This window comes from Idiomarina sp. UBA4206 (assembly GCF_002383015.1).
Taxonomy (GTDB): Bacteria; Pseudomonadota; Gammaproteobacteria; order Enterobacterales; family Alteromonadaceae; genus Idiomarina; species Idiomarina abyssalis.
Genome location: NZ_DFTS01000025.1, coordinates 22,999 through 27,204, shown reverse-complemented (window position 1 = coordinate 27,204; position 4,206 = coordinate 22,999). Strand labels below are relative to the sequence as shown.

Below are 4,206 nucleotides of genomic sequence, written 5' to 3'. Positions count from 1 at the left end.
CCGGACAGCTATGGTGTGTCGGCCATTGAGTCCGTTCCGCCGCGCTGGCAGCCAGGCGAGTCCAGTTACCGTATTGGCGACATGAAGCTCTATAAGCAGTTTGATGGCGAGCTGCAGAAGCAACTGGCCTGGACCTTATTGAGCGAGCTGGAAAAAGGGCGTTACCCGACATTCTTTTACAACGACTGGTATAACAACCGCGATGAAGTTGCTGTCTCTATTTCTTCAGTGAACTTCCGCCGTGCTTACGATGACTTCATGAGCTGTGTTAATGCGTTATTGCCGTTCAGTTTTGACGACATTGCCTATACGGTACTGAACCACGAAGCGGAAAGTGAAAAGCTGACCGTTGCGTCGCAGCGTAAGCTAAAACAAATTAGTGACTACCTGCAGGTGGATAACGATTTGGAACTGGTTTTAGTCGACGCTTATACCGATTCGCTTGGCGCGCGAGGCCCGAACAAAGAATTAACTGAGGAGCGGGCGAAAGAAATTCAGCAGTTTTTCGTCGAACGGGGTATAGATGCGGATCGCATCAGAACCGTTGCTCACGGTGAAGACCGGCCGATTAAATCGAATGACAACGAGTTAAACCGCCAGATCAACCGCCGTGTTGTTGTGCAGCTGAGCAAGCCGTCTATGATTGAGCTGTAACAGGCTCAGTCACTGGTTTTTTCTTTAAATTCGCACAAGTCTTCTATGACGCAGGAACCACATCTTGGCTTACGGGCTATGCAGGTATAACGTCCGTGCAAGATTAACCAGTGGTGCACGTCTACTTTAAACTCAGCCGGCACTACTTTTATCAGTTTTTCTTCCACTTCTTTAACGTTTTTACCGGGAGCCAGTTTAGTACGGTTAGACACCCGAAATATATGCGTGTCGACTGCGATAGTGGGCCAGCCAAAAGCCGTATTTAAAACCACGTTTGCCGTTTTTCGGCCAACACCCGGAAGAGCTTCCAGCGCGGCCCGGTCTTCCGGTACTTTGCCACCGTATTCTTCCACCAGAATTTTGCAGGTTTTGTAAGCGTTTTCGGCTTTGGAGTTAAACAAACCAATGGTCTTTATGTATTCTTTTATTCCATCTACTCTCAGGGCAAGCATGGCTTCAGCGGTAGGTGCGGCAGGGAATAGTTTACGGGTGGCTTTATTCACACCCACGTCGGTTGCCTGGGCGGACAACAAGACTGCAATTAACAGCTGAAAAGGGGAGTCATATTCCAGTTCAGTTGTTGGGTTCGGGTTATTGTCCCGCAGCCGACTCAAAATTTCGTAGCGCTTGTTTTTATTCATAAGAGTTCGTTTTTATTTGTATTTTTTTATTAGGCCGTGACCCGTGCCCGGGTAACGGTTTTCTTCTCGGCACGGGCACTCCGCACAGCGTCAATTTTGTTTTTCAGGGCAATGATAAAGCCCATGCCAATAAAGGCTCCTGGCGGTAATATAGCCAGTAATAAAGGGTAATTAACGGTAAAGAGCTCAATTCGCAATTGTGCTGCCCACTCACCCAGCAGCAATTCTGCGCCATCAAACAGGGTGCCGTTACCAATAATTTCTCGCATAGCGCCCAGTACTATCAGTACCAATGCAAAGCCAACACCCATTGCCAGCCCATCGAATGCTGCGCGTTGCCAGGGGTTTTTAGAGGCATAAGCTTCGGCGCGGCCAATAATGGCGCAGTTAGTCACAATGAGCGGAATGAAGATACCCAGCGACTGATAAAGCTGGAACACATAGGCGTTCATGAGCAGTTGAATAATGGTTACGAAGGTGGCAATGACCATGACAAAAACGGGTATGCGGATTTCCGAAGGGATAAATTCACGCACCAGAGACACGGTGATGTTTGAACCAACCAGTACGAATAAGGTGGCCAGACCCAGGCCCATGGCGTTGGTGACTGAGGCAGTCACTGCTAATAGTGGACACAAGCCTAAAAGCTGTACTAATGCGGGATTGTTTTCCCACAGGCCTTGCTTTGTAAGGTTTTTGTATTCGTTCATTCCTGAGCCTCCTGACAATGTGGTAAGTCGGCGTTAAACAGAACGTCTGCTTGCTGCTGAAGCTTTAATGTCGCACGTTTTACGGCAGAGACCACAGCCCGGGGGGTGATGGTCGCGCCGGTGAACTGATCAAACATGCCGCCGTCGCGCTGAACAGCCCAGCGGTTATCATCTTCACCGCGAACACGCTTCTCAGCAAAGCTCTTTATCCAGTCACTTTTCTGAATTTCAATTTTATCGCCTAACCCCGGGGTTTCCTGATGGCGCAAGGTTCTTACACCTAAAACTTCGCCATTGGGTTGAATAGCCAGCAGCAAACGGATAGCGCCGGAGTAGCCGTCTGGAGCTACAATTTCAGCCGCTAAAGCAGTGGGCTCATCGTTAACCCATGCGCGATACAACGGCTGCGGCTTAGTACTGCCCAGAGCGGGATCCTGTAATAATCGACAGGATTGGTATAAGTCGTTGTCGTGGAGTGCCGGCGGTATCAACTGATTCAGTGTGCGAAGCACTTGCTGCTGCTGTTGCCTGGCGATTTTGTCTTCTGTCAGCAGTTGCACACCAATAATTAAAGCGGTAGCAATGACCGCAAAAGCGGCCAGTAATAAACCATTTTTCTGCATACTGTTAAAGGTCATATCAGTCTCCGTGGCCGTAAACAACAGGCCGCGTATACCGGTCTATTAATGGTACACACATATTGGCAAGCAACACGGCAAAGGCTACGGCGTCGGGGTAGCCGCCCCAACTGCGAATAACAAAGACGATAAAGCCAATCAGCAAGGCAAAAATAACGCGGCCCCGGTTTGACGTGGCGGCCGATACCGGGTCGGTTGCAATAAAGAAAGCACCTAACATGGTTGCGCCACTTAAGGCGTGCACGATAGGTCCGGGCATAAGGTCGGGCGCAAAAATATGAGCAATAAAAGCCGGTAGGCAAAGGCCTGCAAGGAACCCCAGCGGAATGTGCCAGCTGATAATGCGTTGCTGAATTAAAAGTAAGCCACCGACTAAAAAGCCCAGATTAATCCACTGCCAGCCGGCACCGGCAAAATAACTGAACTCTGGTCCCTGATAAATTTCTGTCAGCGTATAACCCCGGGTCAGTTCTGTTTTTATGGTATCCAGCGGTGTTGCCATGGTGACACCATCAATACCTGCACGCAGTTGCTCTACGCTGTAACCGGCAGGGGTGTATTCAAACAATATGGTGTGCAGTGTTTGCCACAAAGTTAGCGAGTGCTCGCTAATAGTGGAAGCCGGTAGCCAGTTTGTCATTTGTACCGGAAACGAAATTAACAACAGCACATAACCTGCCATGGCCGGGTTAAATAGGTTCTGACCCATGCCACCATACACATGCTTGACCACAACAATGGCGAATAAGGTTCCTATAACGATGACCCACCAGGGCGCAAGTGAGGGAATGCTAATGGCCAGTAAAATGGCGGTGACTATTGCGGTGTTGTCACGCAGCGCGGAAAACGCCGGTCGCTCGCGGGCAACCGTACAGGCCATTTCGGCTAATACTGCAGTAGCAACGGCTAGTGTAATTTGAAACCAGACTCCGGGACCAAAAAAGTAGCTTTGCAGCAATACGCCGGGCACTAAGGCATAGCAGACCCAGCGCATCATTTCGCTGGTGGTTCTTTGGTTATGCCCGTGGGGTGATGGTGCAATTTTGAAACTCATGACTCATTTCCTTTGGCTGAGCTGTCCTCATCGGCGTTGTCTTTTGCTGCTTGTGCCGCTTTTTTGGCTTTAGCGCGGGCAATAGCGGCTGCAACTGCGGCGGATTTCCCAGCTGGTTTCTCGTCGCCACTGTCAGTTTTACTGTCAGGTCTACTGTTTTTTTCCTGCTGCATTTTTTTGCGCTCTTCGGCGGCTTTGCGATGGCGTTCTAAACGTTCCTGCTTTTCGCGCTCCAGCCTTTCCTGGCGAGCTTCAAAGCGCTTCCGAGCCTGTTCGGCTTTGGCCTTTTCACGGGCAATGTTACGCACTTCAGCCTTAGCTTTGCGGTAATAGTGCACCAGCGGAATTTCGCTGGGACAAACATAGGCGCAGGCGCCGCACTCAATGCAGTCAAATAAATGATGCTTTTCCAGTTCGTCGTAGTCTTTCGCTTTGGCCAGCCACTGCAATTGCTGTGGCTGCAAAGTTGCGGGGCAGACGTCTGAACAGGCACCACAACGAATACAGGG

The 4,206-nt window shown here is 50.1% G+C and carries 6 protein-coding genes; 1 reads left to right on the top strand and 5 read right to left on the bottom strand.

Translation table 11 applies throughout. The features are described 5' to 3' along the window. Positions 1 to 654 (top strand): flagellar protein MotY (locus tag B3180_RS05335; RefSeq protein ID WP_286843429.1); only part of this gene is annotated, 654 nt, incomplete at its 5' end. A 5-nt stretch (positions 655 to 659) separates the two neighbouring features. Here the strand turns inward: B3180_RS05335 and nth are convergent. The 5 genes from nth to B3180_RS05310 all read right to left on the bottom strand — a co-directional run. Beyond that, positions 660 to 1,295: an endonuclease III gene (gene nth, locus B3180_RS05330; RefSeq protein WP_278358805.1), complete on the bottom strand. Its 636-nt coding sequence runs from the start codon at positions 1,293 to 1,295 to the stop codon at positions 660 to 662. A gap of 29 nt (positions 1,296 to 1,324) precedes the next feature. Continuing rightward, positions 1,325 to 2,005 carry an electron transport complex subunit E gene (locus B3180_RS05325; RefSeq protein ID WP_054490994.1) on the bottom strand — a complete coding sequence of 227 codons (681 nt, stop codon included), beginning with the start codon at positions 2,003 to 2,005 and terminating at the stop codon, positions 1,325 to 1,327. After that, the gene (gene rsxG / locus B3180_RS05320) at positions 2,002 to 2,643 is read right to left on the bottom strand and encodes an electron transport complex subunit RsxG (RefSeq protein ID WP_054490992.1); all 642 of its coding nucleotides are present in this window, start codon (positions 2,641 to 2,643) and stop codon (positions 2,002 to 2,004) included. The genes B3180_RS05325 and rsxG overlap by 4 nt, the downstream gene beginning before the upstream one ends. Position 2,644: 1 nt before the next feature. Beyond that, the gene (rsxD, locus tag B3180_RS05315) at positions 2,645 to 3,697 is read right to left on the bottom strand and encodes an electron transport complex subunit RsxD (protein ID WP_054490990.1); all 1,053 of its coding nucleotides are present in this window, start codon (positions 3,695 to 3,697) and stop codon (positions 2,645 to 2,647) included. Continuing rightward, the coding region (locus B3180_RS05310) for a 4Fe-4S dicluster domain-containing protein (RefSeq protein ID WP_286843427.1) at positions 3,694 to 4,206 on the bottom strand (513 nt) is incomplete at its 5' end. The genes B3180_RS05310 and rsxD, both read right to left, overlap by 4 nt.